This window comes from Bradyrhizobium sp. LTSP849, from assembly GCF_000938255.1.
Lineage (GTDB): Bacteria > Pseudomonadota > Alphaproteobacteria > Rhizobiales > Xanthobacteraceae > Bradyrhizobium.
Window position 1 is genome coordinate 81,545 of record NZ_JYMR01000049.1, and the last position, 20,636, is coordinate 102,180.

Consider the following 20,636-nt stretch of genomic DNA (forward strand, 5'->3'; position numbering starts at 1 on the left):
GCCTTCGGCTTTCGGAGGAATGCGGGACTAGCCTTTGGTGGCGCCAGCGAAGTTGCCCTCGGAGATCTTGCGATAAGTCAGTATGAAAAGGATCACGATCGGGATCTGCGAAATCACGAGGCCGGCCGCCGGCAGATTGAATACCGACATGTAGCGGTCGGAGTTCAGCTTGAGCATGCCGACGGTCACCGGGAAATTCGCCTCGGAATTGAGCAGGACGAGGCCGAACACGAACTCTTTCCAGATCGCGATGAAGTTGAGGGTAAACCCGACCAGGATTCCCGGCACCGAAAGCGGCAGAATGATCCGCCAAAACACCTGGAAGTCGGACGCGCCTTCGAGGTAGGCCGCCTTTTCGATGTCGCGCGGGATCGTTGTCATGAAGCCGCGCAGGATCAGGATCTGCGCCGGCATGCCGTAGGCTGCGTGGACGACGATCAAGCCGAGACGGGTGTCGAGAAGATTGAGCGAGCGCAGCGTGTCGTAGAGCGGAATGATCACGGTCTGCTGCGGTAGCATCAGGCCCGTCAGGATGATGCCGAAGATCAGCTTCTTGCCGGGGACGTCAAGCCGCGACAGGGTGAAGGCAGGGACGAGCGCCAGGATCACGGCGAGTGCGGAGCCGGCCGTCGCATAGAGAAACGAGTTTGCCATCAGCGGTCCGAAGCCGAGTGCGAACCAGACCTTGAGATAGGGCTCGAAGGTCAGGTGGGACGGCAGCGCGAACGGACCGGCGAGGAAGTCATTGTTCGACTTGACTGAGGTCAGCACGACGAGCAGCACCGGGCCGAGCCAGATCAGCATCAGCGTCGCCAGCAGCGTGAAGCCGACTAGGCGTCCGGTGAAGCCCAGCAGCGCCCGGCGGCTGTCGGCGAAATTGAAGATGGCGTCAGACATCGAAGGCTCCCCTCATCAGGGTGCGGGTCACGACGGCAGCAAGGCCGACCGAGACGGCCAGAATGGCGACCGACAGTGCTGCGCCGTAGCCGAACCGGCCGTTCCAGAAGCTTTCGAGATAGACGAGGTAGCCCAGCACGTTGGTGGTGCCGAACGGGGCGCCCTTGGTCATCACGGCAATGAGGTCGAAGGCACGGAGCGATTCGAAGATCGTCAGCATGACGACGACCGCAGTGACCGGTCGAAGCTGGGGTAGCGCGATCTGGACCAGCATGCGCGGGTGACCGGCACCCTCGATCCGGGCGGCGTCGAACGTGTCCTTTGGGACATCGCCGAGACCGGCAAAATAGAAGATCATCGGCATGCCCGTGAAGGCCCAGCCGGAGACCACGGTCAGCGTATAGAGCGCGACGCGGTAGTCGCCGAACCACTCCATGACCAGTCCGCCGAGGCCGATCGACTGCAGCAGCGTGTCGAAGGCGCCGAACAGCGGATTGAGGATGAGCAGGAACATCAGGCCGACCGATATCAACGACATGGTGACCGGGAAGAACATCACGGTGCGAACCAGCGTCGGAAACGGCAGGATGCGGGCGCGGAGACTGTAAGCAATGACGAGGCCGAGGCAGACGGGAAACACCAGCGTCACTGCGAGCCACTTCAGATTGTTGAACAGGGCCGTATAGAAGTAGCGGTCCTGCAGCATGTACTCGTAGTTCGCGAGGCCGACGAATGTCTTGGTCGGCGTCATGCCGTTCCATTCATAAAGGCTGAGAACGACGGTGTAGGCGATCGGATAGCCGACGAAGACCGCGAAGACCGCGAGCGGCATCACGATGCCGAAGATCGTCGCAAGCACATGGGCGCGAGCAAATTCGAACAGGCTCGGCTGCTTCGCTTGCAAGAGCTCGGACATTGTTGGGGCAACCTCGATCAGAGATGGTGGCAAGTCGGCGATGGTGCTTTGAAGGAGAACGCCGCGAGGAGAGAGAGTTTCCTCGCGGCGTCCAAGGCGGCGGTGCCGGCCAGGGACGCTCGCCGCCAAGAGAGGATCAGAAAGGCGGGATCAGATTTTTCCCCGCGTACGGATGGCTTCCTGTTCCGTGGTCTTCATCGCCTCCTCAGGCGTGACCGCACCGGCGAGGACGCCCTGAACCGCATCGAGGAACCTGTCGGAAATCGCAGGCGGGGTCGCATGGTCGACATGCATGAAGGTGAACGAGCCGGCATTGGCCATGTCTTTGCCGAGCCGCTGCTCCATCTCGCTGAGGCCCGACAGATCCGCTTCGGTCGAAGACGGGAACGGCTTGTCGATCACGAGTTTCTCCGTCATGGCCTGCTTGGAGATCATCCAGTCGACGAACTCGGCCGCCTCGTCCTTATGCTGGCTCTTGGCGTGGATCATGATCGTGTCTTCCGCGAACACCGACATGACCGGCTTGTGTCCGTCGAAGGGCGGCATTGGGAAGTAGTCCATCGGGACGACGCAGCATTTCGCGTTCTCGCCACGGAAGCGGCCGAGATTGAACGAGCCCTGGTACCAATGCAAAGCCTTGCCTTGGCTCCACGGGACCATCGCCGGGCCGACGTCGATCGAATTGAACGACGGCTCGAAATAGCCCTTCTTGGAGAGGTCGGCCATGATCTGGGTGGTTTCGACAGCGCGCGGATCAGTCCATGGAATCTTGTTGCTGACCAGGCCGTCATAGGTGTCGAGACCGAACTTGTTGACCAGGATTGCGGACCACATGAACTGTGATGGCCACTTCTTCTGGTGCGCCAGCATGAATGGCCACAGGCCTGCCTTCTTGCCGGCTTCGGCGTTGGCCATCAGTTCGTCCCAGGTCTTCGGGACCTTGAGGCCGAGCTTCTCGTAGAGGTCCTTGCGATACCAAACGACCGACGCGCCGACCTCGGTCGGAACGAAGTATTTCTTGTCGCCGAAAGTGGCGAGTGACACACCGGCCGGGACCAGGACCTTCTCCCAGCCGTACTTCTGGTAGTAGGGGGTCAAGTCCGCCGCGAAGCCGTTCTTGATGACCTCCGCGGCGCGACCACCTTCCCAGGAATAGAAGATATCGGGCGGATTGCTGGAGGCGATCTCGATCGTCTGCTTGGTCTTGTAGGTCTCGCCGTCGACGCTGGCGCCGGTCACGTGGACCCGCGCGCCATTCTTCTTGTTCCACTCATCGATCAGATAGTTCGCGTAGATTTCCGACGATGGCCATGGCGCGCGATAGAAGTAACGAAGTTCGATCGGGGCGGCCGAGGCTGGCGCGTAGGCGGCACAAATCGCAGAGATGGCACTCGCTGCAAAGGTCGCCGCGAGAAGCATGCGGCGGTTCAGGGGCTGATTGAACGACATGATTTTCTCGTCCTCCTAGGCACGCCATCCCGTCTCTCGGCCCGGGCGGATCCCTGGTCGAGCGGTGCGAGGCGTGAACGTCTTCCTCCATTTCGTGTCCGCATGACCTGCGGAAGCGTGAGCCAGGGCGCAGCGGTTTCTTTTTGAGCTGAAACTCGCAACCCCGCCTGGCACACGAATGGTAATTTCATCGAAGCGCTTGCGCAAGCGCTTTCTTTGCGGAAATTGTCTTCTACTGTCAGCTGCGGTTTGTCGCCCTCGTGATTCTGACCGGCGAGCGATGGGCGCGAGGAGGGCTGCTTATTTCCCGAAATTTGTCGAACTCTGCGGACCTTCGGTATCTGGCAAATCAAGCTCGATCCACTCCGGCATGACGCGCTCGGCGTTTCATTCGCTTCCTGTGCTAGTGCTTGATCCAGAATTGAGCGCTCGTAGATTGAACGCGATCCGCGTTGCGTCTGTCGTGGCCGCAGCACATTGGAAGCCTCATCCGTCATGTATCTCGGTATCGATCTCGGCACCTCGGCAGTCAAGACTGTGCTCGTCGATGGCGCCCAGCGCGTGATTGCAAGCGAGAGCCGGGCGTTGACGATCGCCTCGCCGCTATCAGGCTATTTCGAGCAGGATCCCGCGCAGTGGATCGATGCGACGTTTGCCACGCTGGACGCCTTGAAGGCGACGCATGCCAGGGAGTTGGCGGCGGTCGAAGGCATCGGACTGTCGGGCCAGATGCATGGCGCCACGCTGCTCGACGCGAGCGACACGCCGTTGCGGCCTTGCATCCTCTGGAACGACGGACGGTCCGCCGCGGAGTGCCGTGTCCTGGAGCAACGCTGGCCCGCCTTGCGTGCGACGACGGGCAACAAGGCGATGCCCGGATTCACGGCGCCCAAGCTGCTCTGGATCGCGACGCACGAGCCTGAGATTTTTGCGGCCACGAAACGCGTCCTGCTTCCGAAGGCGTATCTGCGCCTGGTCTTGACGGGCGAAGCGATCGAGGATGTCTCGGACGCATCGGGATCGCTGTGGCTCGACGCCGAGCGCCGGGACTGGTCGGATGCGGCCCTGGCCGCGACCGGTCTGTCGCGCGCGCACATGCCGCGCCTGGTCGAGGGTTGTTCGCCCTCGGCCACATTGCGCAGCGAACTCGCGCAGCGCTGGGGCATGATCAGGCGGCCGATGATCGCGGGCGGCGCCGGTGACAATCCGGCGGGCGCCATCGGCATCGGCGCGATCAGGCCTGGAACCGCGTTCATCTCGCTGGGAACCTCGGGTGCCCTGCTGGCGCCGACAAGCCACATTGCCGCCAACCCTGATCGCGTGGTCCACACCTTCTGTCACGCGATCCCGGCCATGTGGATTCAAGCCGGCGCGATCCTCTCGGCGGCCTCTTGCCTCGCCTGGGTTGCGCGCCTGTTCGGAGTTGCCGAGGCCGAATTGCTGGCGCCGCTGGGATCGCGCCCGCAGGCGCCGTCTCCCGTGAGCTTCCTGCCTTATCTTGCGGGTGAGCGGACGCCGCACGACGACCCCGTCGTGCGCGGCATGCTCGATGGTTTGAGCCATAGCACTGACCGCGGAGCGATCGTGCAGGCCGTGCTCGAGGGCGTCGCCTTCGCGCTCGCGGATTGCCGCGATGCGCTCGCCGATGCCGGCATTGCGGTCGCGGAAGCCGATGTGATCGGCGGCGGTTCACGGTCCCGGTTCTGGCTGTCGGTGCTGGCCAACGTTCTCAATGTTCCGATCCATCGCTTTGCCGAAGGTGAAACCGGCGCGGCGTTTGGTGCGGCGAGATTGGGGCGGCTTGCTGTCACGAGCGAGGCAATCGACGCCGTCTGCACGCGGCCGCAACGCATCGAGACATTCGAACCTGATCGCGTGCTCGTCGATGCCTATGCCGAGCGGCTTCCCGCGTGGCGCGAGCTGTATCGGCCGCGCCACTAGCATCGCTTCGATTTCGCATTCCCCTCTGTTCGGTATTGCCGTGTGCCGCGGCCTTTTGTTTAATGCGCGAACCGCGCTGGCAAGAAACGAGACGCGGGTAGGAAACGCGTTGTGCGCCGGGAGGCACGATGAACGATCCGATCCTCGAGATGCGTGGGGTCTCAAAATCCTTCTTCGGCATCAAGGCGCTGCGTACCGTCGATCTCACCGTCTATGCCGGTGAAATCCATGCGCTGATGGGTGAGAACGGCGCCGGCAAATCAACCCTGATGAAAATTTTGTCTGGCGCCTACAGGCCGGACCCCGGCGGGGAGATCCGCATCGAGGGCAAGCCGGTGCGCATCGAAGGCCCGCTCGGCGGCCGTGCCGCCGGCATCTCGATCATCTATCAGGAACTGTCTTTGGCTCCCAATCTGAGCGTTGCGGAGAATATTTATCTCGGCCGCGAGGTCTCTCGTTCAGGATTTTTGGCGCGCGGCGCCATGCGGGTCGGCGTTGGCCCGATCCTGGAGCGGCTGGGCGCGGACTTCTTGCCGTCGACGTTGGTGGCGCATCTCTCCATGGGGCAGCGCCAGCTCGTCGAGATCGCGCGTGCGCTGCACGTGCGTTCAAAAATCCTGATCATGGACGAGCCGACCACCGCGCTGTCGGCCGGCGAGAGCGAGCGGCTGTTTGCGCTGATCCGTCAGCTCCGCGCCGAGGGGCTCGCCATCATCTACATCTCGCACCGCATGGACGAGGTCTATGCGCTCGGTGACCGCGTCACCGTGCTGCGCGACGGCCGTCTGGTCGGCTCGCTCGACAAGCAGGATATCCGCGCCGACACCATCGTCCGCCTGATGGTCGGCCGCGACGTCTCCTCCTTCTACAAGAAGGATCACGATCCCGAGGCCGGGAAGGGGCACCCCGTGCTCACCGCAATCGACATGGCCGACGGGCAGCGCGTCAAGGGCTGCTCGCTCACCGTGCATGCGGGCGAAGTGGTAGGGCTTGCCGGCCTGATCGGCGCCGGCCGCACCGAGCTTGCGCATCTCATCATCGGTGCGGCGCCGAGAATTTCGGGCTGTCTCGAACTTGAAGGCCGCCCGATCGACATCCGTACCCCCGGCGAGGCACTCGAGGCCGGCATCGCCTATCTGACGGAGGACAGGAAGGCGCTCGGCCTGTTCCTCGACATGTCATGTCTGGACAACATCAATCTCGCGGTGCTCGGGCGCGATGCGAAGCTTGGCTGGTTCCTGGATCGCGACAAGGCGCGCGAACGCGCCGACAGGGCTTTCGTTGGATTGAGCATCCGCGCCGCCAATGTCGGGGTCCCGGCCGGCGGCCTGTCCGGCGGCAACCAGCAGAAGGTGCTCCTGTCGCGGCTTCTCGCCATTGTGCCCAAGGTCTTGATCCTCGACGAGCCGACGCGCGGCGTCGACGTCGGCGCCAAGTCGGAGATCTATTCGATCATCGACAATCTTGCGAAGGCCGGCACCGCGATCCTCGTCATCTCATCCGATCTGCCCGAGATCATCGGCATCTGCGACCGCGTCATCGTGATGCGGTCGGGACTCGTTGCGGGGGAGGTCAGGCGAACCGAGACGGCGCCGCTGAATCAGGAGGACATCATGGCCTTTGCGACGGGGATGGAGCATCTCGATGCCTGATAACGGATCAACGCAGGCGAAGGCTGCCACGGCAAACGGCCTTGCCGCCGCCCAGGCGACAAAGCGCCAGCGCATCAGGCTCATGATCCGCGCGGCCGGCATGCTGCCGGTGCTGCTGCTGCTGTGCGCCGGCTTTCATTATCTGTCGGATGGCCGTTTCTTCACCGGACAGAATCTCGGCATCGTCTTGCAGCAGGCCGCCGTCAACACCGTGCTCGCTGCGGGCATGACCTTCGTCATCCTCACCGGCGGCATCGATCTCTCGGTCGGCTCGATCCTGGCGGCGGCCGCGATGGCTGGCCTGACGATGTCGAAACTGCCCGAGCTCGGGGCGCTATGGCTGCCGGCCGCGGTTCTCACCGGTCTTGGCTTCGGAATCGTCAACGGTGCGCTGATCGCGCTGTTGCGGCTGCCGCCCTTCATCGTCACGCTGGGCTCGCTCACCGCCGTGCGCGGTCTGGCGCGGCTGCTCGGCGCCGACACAACGGTGTTCAATCCGTCCATTCCCTACGCCTTCATCGGCAATGGCTCGCTGACGCTCATTCCCGGCGTCGCATCGATCCCGTGGCTCTCCGTGATCGCTCTGCTGGTGATCCTCGTCTCGTGGCTGGTGTTGCGCCGGACGGTGCTCGGCGTGCACATCTATGCGGTCGGCGGCAACGAGAGCGCGGCGCGGCTTGCCGGCATCAAGGTCTGGGCCGTGCTGATCTTCGTCTATGGCGTGTCGGGACTGTTGGCCGGACTTGGCGGTGCCATGCAGGCGGCGCGGCTCTATGCGGCCAACGGCTTGCAGCTTGGCCAGTCCTACGAGCTCGATGCCATCACCGCGGTGATCCTCGGCGGCACCTCTTTCGTCGGCGGCATCGGCTCGATCTGGGGGACGCTGGTCGGCGCGCTGATCATCGCCGTTCTCTCGAATGGTCTGATCCTCACCGGCGTCTCCGACATCTGGCAATATGTGATCAAGGGTCTGGTGATCATCGGCGCCGTGGCGCTGGATCGGTATCGGCTGCAAGGCTCCGCCAGAACCTGAAAGGCTCGGCGCGCACCTGAGTGTGCGTGTGTGATGCGAGATTCCGTTACGGCAACTGGTCTGCCGTGCCGGGGACAAAGACAGACCAGGGAGGAAGCCAATGTTGAAGATGACCACGCTCGCCGGCGCCGCGATGGCGCTCGCCCTGACCACCGCGCCGTCCTTTGCTAAGGAGCTCAAGTCGATCGGCGTCTCGCTGGGCTCGATGGGCAACCCGTTCTTCGTCGCGCTGTCGAAGGGCGCCGAGTTCGAGGCCAGGAAGACCAATCCCAATGTGAAGATCACCACCGTCGGCTTCGAATACGACCTCGGCAAGCAGGTCACCCAGATCGACAATTTCATCGCCGCCGGCGTCGACCTGATCCTGTTGAACCCCGGCGATCCCAAGGCGATCGGGCCGGCGATCAAGAAGGCGCAGGCGGCAGGCATCGTCGTCGTCGCGGTCGACACCGCGGCCGATGGCGCCGATGCGACCGTGACCACGAACAACGTCCAGGCCGGCGAGATCTCCTGCCAGTACATCGTCGACAAGCTGGGCGGCAAGGGCGACGTCATCATCGAGAACGGACCGCAAGTCTCCGCCGTGATCGACCGCGTCGTCGGCTGCAAGAACGTGCTCTCGAAAAATCCCGGCATCAAGGTGCTGTCCAGCGACCAGGACGCGAAGGGCTCGCGCGAAGGCGGCCTCACCGTCGCGCAGGGCTATCTGACGCGCTTCACCAAGATCGACGCCATCTTCGCCATCAACGATCCGCAGGCGATCGGCACCGACCTCGCAGCGCGCCAGCAAAACCGCAGCGGCATCATTATCACCGCGGTCGACGGCGCGCCCGATATCGAGGCCGCGCTCAAGGATCCGGCGGCGCAGCAGGTCCAGGCGTCGGCTTCGCAGGACCCGTTCTTCATGGCGCGGCGCGCCGTGCAGGTCGGTGTCGGCATTCTCAACGGCCAGAAGCCGGCCTCGACCGTCGAGCTGCTGCCGTCGAAGCTCGTAACCCGGGACAATGTCGCCGACTACAAGGGCTGGACCTCGGACCGTTCGCAGTAACGCGCACCACAGCTTTGGCGGGCTGCGGCCCAATTCGAGAGTGGCGTCCCGGGAAACTTGCCCGGGCGCGCCTGTGAGGTTGACCCCAGCGACCGATATGTCAAAGAAGGGGAGAGTTTTGACGGTGGGTCGACCGAATGGGTGCGCCCACGGGCGCTATTTGGAGCATTTGCGGATATGGCTGAGCGGGTCGCTCTCATCACCGGTGTGACGGGGCAGGACGGCGCCTATCTCGCCGAATATCTGCTGTCGCTCGGCTATGTCGTGCACGGCATCAAGCGGCGCTCGTCTTCGTTCAACACCGCGCGCGTCGACCATCTCTACCAGGATCCGCATGTCGGCAACGTGCCGTTCTTGATGCATTACGGCGACATGACGGACTCGACCAATCTGATCCGCCTGGTGCAGCAGATCCGGCCGACCGAGATCTACAACCTGGCGGCCCAAAGCCACGTCGCCGTCAGCTTCGAAAGCCCGGAATACACCGCCAATGCCGACGGCATCGGCGTGCTGCGGCTCCTGGAAGCGATCCGCATCCTCGGCATGGAGAAGGAGACGCGGTTCTACCAGGCCTCGACCTCCGAGCTCTATGGTCTGGTGCAGGAGGTCCCGCAGAAGGAGACCACGCCGTTCTATCCGCGTTCGCCTTACGGCGTGGCAAAACTCTACGGCTACTGGATCACGGTGAACTACCGCGAAGCCTACGGCATGTTCGCGTCCAACGGCATCCTGTTCAACCATGAGAGCCCGATCCGCGGCGAGACGTTTGTGACCCGCAAGATCACCCGCGGCGTCGCCCGCATCGAGGTTGGGCTCGAGCAGACGCTCTATCTCGGCAATCTCTCGGCCAAGCGCGACTGGGGCCATGCCAAAGACTATGTCGAAGGCATGCACAAGATCCTGCAAGCGGATAAGCCCGACGATTTCGTGCTCGCCACCGGTGAGACGCGCTCGGTGCGGGAGATGGTCGAGCTGTCGTTTGCGCAAATCGGCCGCCGCATCGAATGGCGGGGCCAAGGCGTCGACGAGACCGGCATCGATACCAAGAGCGGCAAGACGGTCGTGAAGATCGACCCGACCTATTTCCGCCCCACCGAGGTCGATCTCCTCGTCGGCGATGCCAGCAAGGCACGCGAGGTGCTCGGCTGGACACCGAAGCGGAGTTTTGTGGAACTCGTCGCGGAGATGGTGGCGAGCGATCTTGCCGAGGCAAAACGGGATGTAGCCGGTGGCAAACGCACCGTTTGAGCTGACAGGCAAGAGCGTCTACGTCGCCGGCCATCGCGGCATGGTCGGCAGCGCACTCGTGCGCCGGCTCGCCCGCGAGGACGTCAAGGTCGTCACGGTGGACCGGCGCGAGGTCGATCTCTGCAACCAGGCTGCGGTGTTCGACTGGTTTTCGAGGACGCGGCCGCAGGTCGTGTTCCTTGCCGCTGCAAAAGTCGGCGGCATCGTCGCCAACGCCACGCTGCGCGCCGAGTTCATTTACGACAATATCGCGATCGCGGCCAATGTGATCCATGCCGCGCATCAGAACGGTGCCGAGAAGCTGATGTTCCTCGGCTCCTCCTGCATCTATCCGAAGCTGGCCGCCCAGCCCTTGCGCGAGGACACCGTGCTGACCGGTCCGCTGGAGCCGACCAACGAGCCCTATGCGATTGCCAAGATCGCCGGCATCAAGATGGCGGAAGCCTATCGCAGCCAGTACGGCAGCGACTTCATCAGCGTGATGCCGACCAATCTCTACGGCCCCGGTGACAATTATCACCCCGAGCTGAGCCATGTGGTCGCCGCCCTGATCCGGCGCTTTCACGAGGCGAAGGTTGCGGGCGCCAAGAGCGTCGTCGTGTGGGGCACCGGGACGCCGCGGCGCGAGTTCCTCTATGTCGACGACATGGCGGATGCCTGCGTGCACCTGATGAAGACCTATTCGGGCACGGAGCTGATCAATATCGGTACCGGCGAGGACATCACCATCGCCGAGTTCGCCCGCGTGGTCGCCGAAGTCGTCGGCTATACCGACGAAATCAGTTTCGACACTTCGCGCCCCGACGGCACGCCGCGCAAGCTGCTCGACGTCAGCCGTCTCGCAAAGCTCGGCTGGCGCTCGGAGACCTCGCTTCATGAGGGCCTGAAGCGCGCATATGCGGCGTATCAGGCCGCGGCACAGGTTCCTGCGCAATAATCCTGTGATCGCTCGCAGTGCGAGCGCGGCCCGCGAGCAGGCCGAAACCCTTCCATAGGAACCTTCATCGCAAACACGAGTTGGCCGATCGGGCAGGGCGACATGTCACACGAGGCCAACCGTGCAAGAAGCTGTGCGCGTGCGCTCCACCGCGCAAATCGAAGGTCATCCGATTCATCCGATGCTGGTGCCGATACCGATCGCGTGCTTCGCCGGCGCTTTGCTGACTGACATCGTCTATACCGTCACCGCCGAAATCATGTGGGCGAATTTCTCTGCGTGGCTTCTGGTCGTCGGCGTCATCTTCGGCGTGCTGGCCGCCATTGCGGGCCTGATTGATTTTCTCAGTAATCGGCTTGTGCGGGAGCAGGCGCCGGCCTGGCCGCACCTGATCGGCAACGCGGTGGCGTTGATCCTGGCGTTCTTCAACGCGTTGATCCACACGCGCGATGCCTGGACCTCGGTGTGGCCGTTGGGTCTCGTTCTTTCGGTGCTCACCGTGCTGATCCTGCCTGTCACCGGCTGGCTCGGCTGGGCGATGGTGTACCGCCACGGTGTGGGAGTTGAGCGATGAGGTCCCAATTTACCCGTGCGCTGCTCTGCTCCTCGCTCTTGTGTCTCGCCGGTTGCAATGACGGCAGCGGCGATCCCAAGGCGCAAATCGGCGCCAATCCGGTACTTCCCGACATCCAGCAATATTTTCTGCCGCCGATGCACATCGCGCGTATCGTCGGCTGGAAGAAGGACGAGACGCCGACGGTCGCGCAGGGCTTGCAGGCCAAAGCGTTCGCGACAGGCTTGCAGCATCCGCGCTCGCTCTACGTGCTGCCCAATGGCGACGTGCTGGTGGTGGAAGCCAAGGCGCCGAAGGCCGCCGCGATCAAGCGGCCCAAGGAGATCGTGATGGGTTTTGTCGAATCCTGGGCGACCTCGGGCGGCGATACCGGCGCGAGCAACCGCATCACGCTGTTGCGCGACAGCAACGGCGACGGCGTGCCGGATACGCAGAGCGTCTTCCTCGATCATCTCAACTCGCCATTCGGCGTCGCGCTGGTCGGCAACGATCTCTATGTCGCCAACACCGACGCGATCGTCAGATATCCCTATACGGAAGGCGATACCAAGATCACCGCGCCCGGCACGGTGCTGACGCCGCTGCCGGGCGGGCCGATCGATCATCACTGGACCAAGAGCCTGGTCGCGAGCCCCGATGGTTCGAAGCTTTATGCCGGCGTCGGCTCCAACAGCAACATCACCGAGAATGGCATGGAGGCCGAGCACAATCGCGCTGACATCCTCGAAGTCGATCGTGCCAGCGGGCGTTGGCGCATTTTTGCCAGCGGGTTGCGCAATCCGAACGGCTTGAGCTTCGAGCCGCAGAGCGGCGCGCTGTGGACGGTGGTGAATGAGCGCGACGAGCTCGGCCCCGATCTCGTGCCGGACTACATGACATCGGTGAAGGATGGCGCTTTCTACGGCTGGCCCTACAGCTATTACGGCCAGCACGTCGATCCCCGTGTCAAGCCGCAGCGGCCCGACCTCGTCGCCAAGGCGATCGTGCCGGATTATGCGCTGAGCTCGCATGTTGCGCCGCTCGGAATGGCGTTTGCCACCGGCAGCAGCCTGCCGAGCGCTTATCGCAGCGGCGCCTTTGTCGGCGAGCATGGCAGTTGGAACAGGCCGGTACTCAACGGCTACAAGGTCGTGTTTGTGCCCTTCAGCGACGGAAAGCCGAGCGGGCCGGCGCAGGACGTCGTCACCGGCTTCCTCAACAGCGACAACCAGGCCCGCGGCCGTCCTGTCGGCGTTGCCCTCGACAAGACCGGCGCGCTGCTGATCGCCGATGATAGCGGCAACATGGTGTGGCGGGTGAGCGCGGCGCATCCGCAGGTGACGCAGAGATAGGAGTTGGATGATGGGCCTTGCTCAATATGCGATCGTGCCGTTCCAGGACGAGTGGGGCGTGCTGCATGACGGCAACGTCAACGGCAAATATGCCACCAAGGAATCGGCGTTCGAATCCGCGGTGGCCGCAGCCTCCCTGGCGCTTCGCCAGGGACATGAGGTTCATGTCAGCGTGCCCGGCCGCGAAGCGGGGGAGACCGCGCTCGGAGGCTAGCTCGGCCCGTATCGCTAGAAGGCCAATTAGGTCGCCCTTCCAATATCCGTCTTCGCAAAGTCGTCGCCGACATAGAGCAACGCGCAGCCGTGTTCTCGGGCCACGTCGTAGGCGAAGCAGTCACCGAGATTGAGGCCGGCAGGATGAAGGCCTTTGCCCCGACGCGAATAGACCTGCGCTATTCGTTCGGTGGATGCTTGTGTCAGCGGGATCACTTTCAAGCCGAGGTCGTTGATCAGACTTTTCATCTCATCGCCGACGCCACGCCGTGCTGCGACGATCAAGCTTTCGGCAACGGTGCCAGCTGAAATCAGAATCTCGTCGGCGGCCTCCAGTGCCGCAATGCAGGCATCGGCTTGCGGTTCGTCGAGAATGATCGCCATGAGCGCCGAGGTGTCGACCGCGATCATTCGGGCAGGCCATCGTCACCAAAGAGAAAGTCCTGACTGCGCGCCGCGCCTGGTCCTGGAGTTGCCTTGGCCGCACCGCTGTTGCGTGCCGCTTCGAGCAGCGATCGACGTGTTGCTCGGTCTGGCGGGAGCTTGATCGGAACGAGACGAACCGCTGCGTGTCCATGCCGTGTCAGGATCACCTCGTCCCCGGCTTCAGCGCGGCGTACGAGCTCGGTCAATTGGCCCTTGGCAGCGGTCACGGAGATCCGCATCTCATTGTTCTCGCTAGGTTTTTAACAAAATGGACTAGAAACTAGTCTAAGTCAAGAATGGGTGCGATCGCTCTGCGGAGGGCGCCCCCATGCCATTCGGAACCAACATTCCTCGACTCCCCAGTCTCCAGCTAAGACAGGCCTGCTGGCGCGATCCGCGCCTGCCGGGCAGGCGACGTTTGGAATGCGGTTTTTGAAATCTGACAGCAGGCTCATCGGGGTCCTGTTGGTGCTGGCAATCACCCAACTCATTGGATGGGGTACGATTGGCCTTCCGGCCGTGGTCGGCCGCGATCTTGCTGCCGATCTCGGCATGAGCCTGCCAATGGTGTTCGCGGGCACATCGACGCTTTATGTCACCATGGGGCTATGCGCGCCGTGGCTCGCCAAGGCTTTTGCGCGGCACGGTGCACGCAAAGTGATGATGGTGGGCACGGTTGTTGCGGTGCCGGGCTACGTCGTTCTGTATTTCGCGCGCGAGCCGATGCTCTATTTTGCGGCCTGGGTCATTCTCGGCATGGGCGGCAGCGCCACGCTCTCGACCGGCGCCTATATCATGCTCAACGAAGTTGCAGGGCGGCAGGCCAAGAGCGCGATCGGCGCGCTGATGCTGGTGACGGGCCTCTCCAGCAGCATCTTCTGGCCGACCACCTCGTTTCTCAGCAGCCATCTCGGCTGGCGCGTCACCTGCCTGGTCTACGCGGCCATGCTGATCCTGGTCTCGTTGCCGCTTTACGCATTCGGCGCGCCGCGCCGGAGTGTGGTGAAGGAGCACGACGGCGCGGCCGCGAAGCCTTCCGCTGCGCCGGCCATTCCGAGAAGCACGTTCAATCTCGTTGTCTGCGCGATCACGCTCAATGCCTTCGTCACTTTCGGCCTGAGTGCCGTGCTGATCGAGCTATTGCGGGCCGAGGGCCTGGCGCCGGCGCAGGCGATCGCGTTCGGCTCGATGCTGGGCGTGATCCAGGTCAGCGCCCGCGGGCTCGATTTCCTCGGCGGCGGCCGATGGGACGGGATCACGACCGGGCTCGTCGCAGGCACGGCGCTCCCCGTTTCCATGCTGCTCCTGATGATGAGCGAGGGGGCGACCTGGGCGGTCGCGGTCTTCATTCTGGTCTACGGCGCCGGCAGCGGCGCGATGGCGGTTGCGCGGGCGACGATCCCGCTCGTGTTCTACGACCAGGCCGCATTCGCCAAGACGATGTCGATGATCGCGCTGCCGCTCAATCTGGCGTCCGCCATCTCGCCGCCGCTCCTGGCCGGCCTGCTCACCCAATTCGGCGGCCGCGGCGCGCTCGGCCTCACCTTCGTCTGCTCCTGCGCAGCGGTGCTGATCCTGGTCCTGCTCGGCCGGAGGCGCCCGCAAATCGCCGCGGCCGGAGCGATCTGAGGCGTTATTCGCGGCGCGGAATTCGCCGCTGTGGCTATCGCCACCGCCAGGGTGGGGGATGGCGGCATGCCGCCAGTGCAGTGCTCAAGGCGCCAAAATAGTGTATCCGCAGGGAGCGCGGCCCGCGATCTCGCCGCCGCGCCAATATCCAGTTCCCCGGAGGAAATCGACATGTCGGCCTTGCCGCTCTCAGGCATCAAGATCCTTGATCTCACGCGCGTGCTCGCCGGGCCCTTGTCGGCCCAGATGCTGGGCGACCTCGGCGCGGAGGTGATCAAGATCGAACGGCCCGGCACCGGCGACGACGCGCGCGCCTTTGGCCCGCCTTATCTGAGCGATCCCGAGGGCAAGGCGAACAACAACAATTCCTTCTACCTCTGCGCCAACCGCAACAAGAAGTCGGTCACGGTCAACATCGCCAAGCCCGAGGGACAGGCGATCGTCCGCGAGCTTGCCAAGGACGTCGACGTCTTCATGGAGAACTATAAGGTCGGCGATCTCAAGCGTTACGGCCTCGACTACGAGACGATCAAGGCGATCAACCCCCGCATCATCTATTGCTCGGTGACCGGCTTCGGCCAGACCGGCCCGTACGCGCCGCGCGCCGGCTACGACGCCATCCTCCAGGCGATGGGCGGTCTGATGAGCGTCACCGGCCATATCGACGGCGAGCCGGGCGAAGGTCCCATGAAGGTCGGTCCCTCCATCGTCGACTACATGACTGGCATGAATAGCTCGATCGGGATTCTCTCGGCACTCTACAATCGCGACGCCAATGGTGGTGTAGGGCAGCATCTCGACGTCTGCCTCTTCGACACCGTAATTGCTTCGCTCAGTCACTGGCTCCAGATCTACCTCGTCAACGGCAAGACACCGCCGCGCCGCGGGACCTGGGGCAATGGCGGCATGCCGGCCGGCGTGTTCCGCTGCACCGACGGCGAATTGATGCTGGTGGTCGGCAATGACGGCCAGTTCCAGCGCACCTGCGCCGTGCTCGGCGAGCCCGAGCTCGCCAACGACAAGCGCTTCCTCAAGAACAACGACCGCGTCGTGCACGGCAAGGAGATCATGGCGATCTTCGCCGGCCTGTTCCTCAAAAAGCCGGTGGCCTATTGGCTGGACAGGCTGGAGGAGGCTGGCGTGCCGTCAGGTCCGATCAACAATTTCGAGCAGGTGTTCAGCGATCCCCATGTCCAGTCGCGCGGCATGCGGGTGAAGACCGAGCACAAGTTCGAGCCGGAGCTGTCGCTGATCCGCAACGCGCTGACCTTCTCGGAAACCCCGATCGAGACCTATCGCGCGCCGCCGCTGCTCGGCGAGCACACCCAGGAAGTGCTCGGCGGCAAGCTCGGTTATGATGCCGGCAAGATCGAGGCGCTGAAGAAGCAGGGTATCATCTGATTTATGACCGGCAAAACCATCATCACCTGCGCGATCACGGGCAACCTCACAAAACCCGAGCAGTCGCCGTATCTGCCGATCACGCCCGAACAGATCGCGACGTCCGCGCTGAAGGCGGCCGAAGCCGGCGCCGCCATCGCCCACATTCATGTGCGCGATCCCGCCACGGGGCGGCCCTCGATGTCGGTCGATCTTTATCGCGAGGTGGTGGAGCTCATTCGCGCCCGTAACAAGAGCCTGGTCATCAACCTGACCACCGGTCCGGGTGGGCGTTTTGTTCCCTCGCACGACGACCCCCGCATCGCCGGTCCCGGCACCACGCTGTTGCAACCCGATAAGCGCGTCGAGCATATCGAGCTGCTCAAGCCCGACATCTGCACGCTCGACCTCAACACCATGAATTCCGGCGGCGAGGTCGTGATCAACACGCCGCGTAACGTCCGCATCATGGCCGAGCGGATGACAGCGGCCGGCGTGCTGCCGGAGATCGAGCTGTTCGATTCCGGCGACTGCCATCTGGCGCGCGACCTCTTCGCCGACGGCACGCTGAAGGGGCCGGGCCTGTTCTCGCTCGTGTTAGGGGTGAAGTACGGCTTCTCCGCCACACCGGAGACGATGTTCTATGCGCGCAGCCTGCTGCCGCCGGGTGCGATCTGGTCCGGCTTCGGCATCGGCCGCGCCGAGTTCCCGATGGTCGCGCAGGCCTGGTTGCTCGGCGGCCACGTCCGCGTCGGCATGGAGGACAATCTCTATATGTCCAAGGGCGTGCTGGCCAAGACCAACGCCGAGCTGGTCGCGCATGCCGCCGGCATCCTCAAGAGCCTGGGCGCGAGCATTGCGACTGCGGCGGAAGCAAGGTCGATGCTCGGACTTGCGTGAGGCTTGCGCGCAATCCCCAGATAAACCCGGTCCGTAAACACACAGGCTTCCGCTTCGCCCGCGACTCAGATTCGATCTCTCCACTGGGTTCGGGAGGGAAGTGCATGTCCTATACGATCGGGTTTCAAGCGAAGAACCAGAAGGCAATTCTGGCAACCGAGGCGGCCACGGCCAATCAGGCCGTCGCCATCATTGCCGCGCTGCGGCAAAGCGCCGAAGAGATCAAATTCATCCGCTCGCCACAGGAAGGCGACATGGGCATCGAGATGCTGCTGCTGCTCGCCAAGGAAGAGGCCGAGGAGATGCCGCAGCGGGCGTAGAGCATGATCCGGAAAAGTGTGCAGCGGTTTTCCGAAAAGATCATGCTCAAAATAATAAGCTAAAGCGCGATCTCATCGCGCTTTAGCCCCGCGATCACACTTCGATCGGAAGCGAAACATGCCGGCTACAGATTAATGTAGTCAGGCACCAGTCTCGCTCGAACCGAAGGTGGCGGCCCATGAAACGCGAAGCACTCCGCGTCGAACCGATCTCGTCCTTTCTCGACCGCGTGAAGGCGCCGACCTCGCCGGTGACGCGCGCCGGCAACATGATCTTTGTTGCTGGGCTACCGCCGTTCGATCCGGAGACGGGCGCGATCGGGGGGATGCAGATCGAGCGGCAGAGCGAGATCATCATGGAGCAGATGAAGCTGTGCCTGGAGACGGCCGGCGCGTCGCTCGACAACGTCATGAAGTGCAACGTCTACTGCACCTCCGTGAAGCATTTCGCCGCATTCAACGCGGTCTATGCCCGCTACTTCCCGATTGATCCGCCGGCGCGGATCTTCGTCTGCACGCCGGAATGGTTCGGCCCCTTCGACGTCGAGATCGACTGCATCGCGATGATGTGAGGGACTAGCGCACGTCTCTCGCCAGCGCGCGCGCTTTCGTCTCGGTCTTGCCCATCGTCAGCGCCATCGTCGCGACGCTGACGACGCGTGCAACCACGTCCTCGACGTCGTCGAGGTCGCATTTGCCTTCCGACAATTTCGTCAGTCGCTCGCTCTCGCGGATGGTGTGGTGCGCCATCGCGAGCGCGAAGTTGAGGCCCCAATAGATCTCGACATCGCTGCGGTCGGGCAGGGAGCGGCGCATGGCGCCTACGAATTTCCGCAAATGATCGATCTCGCGGTTCTTGATGCGGCGGATCGGCGGGACGGATTCGATCGAGGCGCGGATCATGAAGCGCGCCGCGGTGGAGCGCTGGTTCTCAGGTCCCAGACAGCCGCGCAAGGTCGGCCCGACCAGCGCGTGCAAGATCACCTCGATCGGCGCGCGACCGCCGCCTTGCTCTTCCGCCATTTTCAATTCGTGCAGGCGCTCGCGGTTGGTCGCGATCGAGCGGGTGACGAACAGTTCTGCGATCAACTCGTCCTTCGAGCCGAAATGATAGTTCACCGCAGCCAGATTGACATTGGCCGCCGCGACGATGTCGCGCAGCGTCACGTCGCCGAAACCGCGATCGGCATAAAGCCGTTCGGCGGCAGCGAGAATGGATGTCCGGGTGTGATCGCTGGCCATGGGACCCCTCAGGGAGGGAGTTGCAATTCAAACAGTTGTATGAAACTATCGTTTGAAGGCCGGGAAAAGTCAATCCGCATGATGGAATTGCGCCGCACCCAGCGGTGAGGGTTCCTTCTCGCGTTCGCAAGCAGCCGGAATGGCGCTTGCGGGCCGCGCATTGCGGGAGGACAGTCCGGCGCAAAACAGGTTCGCAAAGAGAGACCGAGGAGCGTCCCATGGATTTCGATCTGTCCCCCAAGCAGAAGGAATGGCTCGACCGCGTGCAGTCGTTCATGACCAAGCACGTGCGTCCGGCGGTGCCGATCTACAACGAGCAGGACAAGAGCGGCGAGCGCTGGAAGGTGATTCCGGTGCTGGAAGACCTCAAGAAAAAGGCGAAGGCCGAAGGCCTCTGGAACATGTTCATGCCGCCGAACGAGCATGAGGACGACGAATTCCGCGGCGCGGGATTGACCAATCTGGAATACGCGCTGCTGTCGGAGCAGATGGGCCACATCTCCTGGGCTTCGGAAGTCTTCAACTGTTCCGCGCCTGACACCGGCAATATGGAAGTGTTCATGCGCTACGGCTCCAAGGAGCAGAAGCGCAAATGGCTGCGCCCGCTGATGGACGGTGAAATCCGCTCCGCCTTCCTGATGACGGAACCCGCGGTTGCCTCGTCGGACGCGACCAACATCGAGACCAGCATTGCGCGCGACGGCGATCACTACATCATCAATGGCCGTAAATGGTGGTCGTCCGGCGTCGGCGATCCCCGCTGCAAGATCGCGATCCTGATGGGCAAGACCGATTTCAAGGCCGCAAAACATCAGCAGCAGTCGCAGATCCTGGTTCCGCTCGATACCCCCGGCATCAAGGTCGAGAAGATGCTCCCCGTGTTCGGCTACGACGATGCGCCGCACGGCCACGCCCAGGTGCTGCTCGAGAACGTGCGGGTTCCGAAGGAAAACATCCTGCTCGGTGAAGGCCGCGGCTTCGAGATCGCGCAGGGCCGCCTCGGTCCGGGCCGCATCCATCACTGCATGCGCACCATCGGCAAGGCCGAGGAGGCGCTTGAGAAGATGGTGAAGCGGCTGATGTCGCGCTCCGCCTTCGGCAAGAAGATCGTCGAGCACTCGGTGTGGGAGCAGCGCATTGGCGAAGCCCGCACCAACATCGAGATGACGCGCCTTCTGTGCCTCAAGGCCGCCGACATGATGGACAAGGTCGGCAACAAGACCGCGCAGGCCGAGATCGCCATGATCAAGGTTGCCGCGCCCAACATGGCGCTGAAGATCATCGACGAGGCGATCCAGGCCTTTGGCGGTGCCGGCGTGTCCGACGAGGCAGGTCTGGCCAAGGACTATGCTGGCATCCGCACGCTGCGGCTCGCCGACGGTCCGGACGAGGTGCATAATCGCGCCATTGCCAGACTTGAGGTTCGGAAGTATCAGAACTCTCCCAGTCATTAAGAGGGAGAGCCTGTCGGCGCTCCCGATCTGAAGAAACGACAGGGCA

At 63.3% G+C, this 20,636-nt stretch carries 21 protein-coding genes; 15 read left to right on the forward strand and 6 right to left on the reverse strand.

Going from position 1 to position 20,636, the window contains the following annotated elements; translation table 11 throughout:
* Nucleotides 1–27: 27 nt before the first annotated feature.
* The 3 genes from UB31_RS27100 to UB31_RS27110 form a co-directional block, all read right to left on the reverse strand.
* Nucleotides 28–897, reverse strand: coding sequence for a carbohydrate ABC transporter permease (locus UB31_RS27100; protein ID WP_045013077.1), 870 nt, complete (start codon nucleotides 895–897; stop codon nucleotides 28–30).
* Nucleotides 890–1,813, reverse strand: coding sequence for a carbohydrate ABC transporter permease (locus tag UB31_RS27105; protein ID WP_045013078.1), 924 nt, complete (start codon nucleotides 1,811–1,813; stop codon nucleotides 890–892). Before UB31_RS27105 ends, UB31_RS27100 begins: the two co-directional genes overlap by 8 nt.
* A gap of 150 nt (nucleotides 1,814–1,963) precedes the next feature.
* A complete protein-coding gene (locus UB31_RS27110) occupies nucleotides 1,964–3,262 on the reverse strand; it encodes an ABC transporter substrate-binding protein (protein WP_045013079.1) in 1,299 nt (432 codons plus the stop codon).
* A gap of 495 nt (nucleotides 3,263–3,757) precedes the next feature.
* Here UB31_RS27110 and xylB point away from each other — a divergent pair, with 495 nt between their 5' ends.
* The 9 genes from xylB to UB31_RS27155 all read left to right on the forward strand — a co-directional run bounded on the left by xylB (nucleotide 3,758) and on the right by UB31_RS27155 (nucleotide 13,240).
* Complete coding sequence (gene xylB / locus UB31_RS27115) at nucleotides 3,758–5,203, forward strand: xylulokinase (RefSeq protein ID WP_045013080.1); 1,446 nt, start codon at nucleotides 3,758–3,760, stop codon at nucleotides 5,201–5,203.
* Between the two features lie 128 nt (nucleotides 5,204–5,331).
* Nucleotides 5,332–6,855, forward strand: a complete 1,524-nt coding sequence (locus tag UB31_RS27120; protein WP_045008252.1) for a sugar ABC transporter ATP-binding protein — start codon at nucleotides 5,332–5,334, stop codon at nucleotides 6,853–6,855.
* Nucleotides 6,848–7,888 (forward strand): ABC transporter permease subunit, encoded by a 1,041-nt coding sequence (locus UB31_RS27125; protein WP_045013081.1) that lies wholly within the window; start codon nucleotides 6,848–6,850, stop codon nucleotides 7,886–7,888. The genes UB31_RS27120 and UB31_RS27125 overlap by 8 nt, the downstream gene beginning before the upstream one ends.
* Nucleotides 7,889–7,988: 100 nt before the next feature.
* Entirely contained in the window at nucleotides 7,989–8,936 is a 948-nt protein-coding gene (locus UB31_RS27130; protein ID WP_045013082.1) for an ABC transporter substrate-binding protein, read from the forward strand.
* Between the two features lie 177 nt (nucleotides 8,937–9,113).
* Nucleotides 9,114–10,184 (forward strand): GDP-mannose 4,6-dehydratase, encoded by a 1,071-nt coding sequence (gene gmd / locus UB31_RS27135; RefSeq protein ID WP_045013083.1) that lies wholly within the window; start codon nucleotides 9,114–9,116, stop codon nucleotides 10,182–10,184.
* Nucleotides 10,165–11,121 carry a GDP-L-fucose synthase gene (gene fcl / locus UB31_RS27140; RefSeq protein WP_045013084.1) on the forward strand — a complete coding sequence of 319 codons (957 nt, stop codon included), beginning with the start codon at nucleotides 10,165–10,167 and terminating at the stop codon, nucleotides 11,119–11,121. The genes gmd and fcl overlap by 20 nt, the downstream gene beginning before the upstream one ends.
* Before the next feature lie 121 nt (nucleotides 11,122–11,242).
* Nucleotides 11,243–11,695 (forward strand): DUF2231 domain-containing protein, encoded by a 453-nt coding sequence (locus tag UB31_RS27145; protein WP_045008247.1) that lies wholly within the window; start codon nucleotides 11,243–11,245, stop codon nucleotides 11,693–11,695.
* A complete protein-coding gene (locus tag UB31_RS27150) occupies nucleotides 11,692–13,026 on the forward strand; it encodes a PQQ-dependent sugar dehydrogenase (protein ID WP_045013085.1) in 1,335 nt (444 codons plus the stop codon). Before UB31_RS27145 ends, UB31_RS27150 begins: the two co-directional genes overlap by 4 nt.
* Before the next feature lie 10 nt (nucleotides 13,027–13,036).
* On the forward strand, nucleotides 13,037–13,240 hold the full coding sequence (locus UB31_RS27155; protein ID WP_045013086.1) for a hypothetical protein: 204 nt from the start codon (nucleotides 13,037–13,039) through the stop codon (nucleotides 13,238–13,240).
* A 26-nt stretch (nucleotides 13,241–13,266) separates the two neighbouring features.
* Here the strand turns inward: UB31_RS27155 and UB31_RS27160 are convergent, their stop codons facing one another.
* Both UB31_RS27160 and UB31_RS27165 read right to left on the reverse strand, forming a co-directional pair.
* Nucleotides 13,267–13,650, reverse strand: a complete 384-nt coding sequence (locus UB31_RS27160; RefSeq protein WP_045013087.1) for a type II toxin-antitoxin system VapC family toxin — start codon at nucleotides 13,648–13,650, stop codon at nucleotides 13,267–13,269.
* On the reverse strand, nucleotides 13,647–13,904 hold the full coding sequence (locus tag UB31_RS27165) for a type II toxin-antitoxin system Phd/YefM family antitoxin (RefSeq protein ID WP_045008244.1): 258 nt from the start codon (nucleotides 13,902–13,904) through the stop codon (nucleotides 13,647–13,649). Before UB31_RS27165 ends, UB31_RS27160 begins: the two co-directional genes overlap by 4 nt.
* Nucleotides 13,905–14,088: 184 nt before the next feature.
* Between UB31_RS27165 and UB31_RS27170 the strand changes: the two genes are divergently transcribed.
* The 5 genes from UB31_RS27170 to UB31_RS27190 all read left to right on the forward strand — a co-directional run bounded on the left by UB31_RS27170 (nucleotide 14,089) and on the right by UB31_RS27190 (nucleotide 18,466).
* Entirely contained in the window at nucleotides 14,089–15,294 is a 1,206-nt protein-coding gene (locus UB31_RS27170) for an MFS transporter (RefSeq protein ID WP_045013088.1), read from the forward strand.
* A 171-nt stretch (nucleotides 15,295–15,465) separates the two neighbouring features.
* Entirely contained in the window at nucleotides 15,466–16,695 is a 1,230-nt protein-coding gene (locus UB31_RS27175; protein WP_045013089.1) for a CaiB/BaiF CoA transferase family protein, read from the forward strand.
* Between the two features lie 3 nt (nucleotides 16,696–16,698).
* Nucleotides 16,699–17,574 carry a beta-keto acid cleavage family enzyme gene (locus UB31_RS27180; protein WP_045013090.1) on the forward strand — a complete coding sequence of 292 codons (876 nt, stop codon included), beginning with the start codon at nucleotides 16,699–16,701 and terminating at the stop codon, nucleotides 17,572–17,574.
* A gap of 104 nt (nucleotides 17,575–17,678) precedes the next feature.
* Nucleotides 17,679–17,894, forward strand: a complete 216-nt coding sequence (locus UB31_RS27185) for a hypothetical protein (protein WP_045008240.1) — start codon at nucleotides 17,679–17,681, stop codon at nucleotides 17,892–17,894.
* A 179-nt stretch (nucleotides 17,895–18,073) separates the two neighbouring features.
* Complete coding sequence (locus tag UB31_RS27190; protein ID WP_045013091.1) at nucleotides 18,074–18,466, forward strand: RidA family protein; 393 nt, start codon at nucleotides 18,074–18,076, stop codon at nucleotides 18,464–18,466.
* 4 nt (nucleotides 18,467–18,470) lie between these two features.
* Here the strand turns inward: UB31_RS27190 and UB31_RS27195 are convergent, their stop codons facing one another.
* The gene (locus UB31_RS27195; protein WP_045013092.1) at nucleotides 18,471–19,136 is read right to left on the reverse strand and encodes a TetR/AcrR family transcriptional regulator; all 666 of its coding nucleotides are present in this window, start codon (nucleotides 19,134–19,136) and stop codon (nucleotides 18,471–18,473) included.
* A gap of 218 nt (nucleotides 19,137–19,354) precedes the next feature.
* Between UB31_RS27195 and UB31_RS27200 the strand changes: the two genes are divergently transcribed.
* The gene (locus UB31_RS27200) at nucleotides 19,355–20,590 is read left to right on the forward strand and encodes an acyl-CoA dehydrogenase family protein (protein WP_045013093.1); all 1,236 of its coding nucleotides are present in this window, start codon (nucleotides 19,355–19,357) and stop codon (nucleotides 20,588–20,590) included.
* Nucleotides 20,591–20,636: the final 46 nt, after the last annotated feature.